Annotated in this window: 1 protein-coding gene and 1 tRNA gene; one reads left to right on the top strand and one right to left on the bottom strand. The window is 64.0% G+C overall.

Annotated elements, in window-relative coordinates; translation table 11 throughout:
- The coding region (locus tag AC2VON_RS20405) for a tyrosine-type recombinase/integrase (protein WP_486954542.1) at window positions 1-1,058 on the top strand (1,058 nt) is incomplete at its 5' end.
- A 40-nt stretch (window positions 1,059-1,098) separates the two neighbouring features.
- On the opposite strand, the gene AC2VON_RS20400 is transcribed toward AC2VON_RS20405, so the two are convergent.
- Window positions 1,099-1,175, bottom strand: a tRNA-Phe gene (locus AC2VON_RS20400).
- Between the last annotated feature and the right edge of the window lie 19 nt (window positions 1,176-1,194).

Genomic DNA, 1,194 nt, shown 5'->3' with positions numbered 1-1,194 from the left:
CGTCAGGTTGGGTCGAGACATCGGCCACGTTCCCGACGCTGCGCGAGGCAAAGGCCTTCAAATCCGAACGCGACAACGAAGCCGCGCTCGGTGCGCGCCGGTTCGACCCCCGCCTCGGTCGCACACCGCTGCAACGGATTTGGACGCAGTTCGCCGACTCCAAGAAGCCGGCGGTGTCGCCGAAGACTTGGAGCGGCTACAACCAGCATTGGGACCTGCGCATCAAACCGCGATTCGGCCACGTGCCCGTCGACGAGATCACCCGCGCTGACGTCCAGGCGTTCGTTGACGGCCTGACGGTCGGGCCGTGGGCGAAGGTGTCGACACTGCGCCTCCTGCGGTCGATTCTCGACGTCGCACATCAGGACGGCCGCATTCACCGCAACCCCGCCCTCGGCGTCTCAGCGGGCCGCATCCCCGAACGGGAACGTCACCGATATCTGACAGCGCAGGAAGTCCAGAGGCTCGCCACGGCATGCGGCGATCAGGGTGACGTGGTGACGATCCTGGCCTACACCGGCCTGCGTTGGTCCGAACTCGTTGGCCTCCGGGTCAAGGACGTCGACCTGTCGGCCCGCCGTCTGTACGTCCGACGGGCGGCGCCCGAAGTCGAAGGGCGCATCGTTATCGGGCCGCCCAAGACCCGAGCCGGTATCCGCACCGTTCCCCTACCCCAAGTCGTCGTCGACGTCTTCAAGGCGCGCATCACCGGCCGGGAACCCGATGAGCCCGCAGTTACATCACCCATCGGCGCGATGCTGCGGTCCAACAACTGGCGCAGGCACACGTGCTGGAACAAAGTCCTAAAGAAAACACACCTCGCCCCGTTGACGATTCACGACTTACGCCACACCTACGCCAGCCTGGCCCGGAAATCGGGTGCCGACCTTCGCTACGTGCAGAAGACCATGGGCCACTCCACGCCGACCGTCACCGCGAACATCTATAGCGACCTCTACGCCGACGAACTGGACCAGGTCGCAACGAACCTCGATCAGCTCCACGCAACCGAGATTCACACACCGAAGACCGGACAAGAACCGGACAAAGAAAACTGACAACTGAGTGCACGAACCGTGTCAATGCAGGTCCATAAAGTGGTGGCCAGGGGCGGGATCGAACCGCCGACCTTCCGCTTTTCAGGCGGACGCTCGTACCGACTGAGCTACCTGGCCGGAAGGCAAAATGAGTGCC

Source organism: Mycobacterium sp. TH-M82 (assembly GCF_057473605.1).
This window is presented reverse-complemented; position numbering and strand designations above follow the sequence as displayed.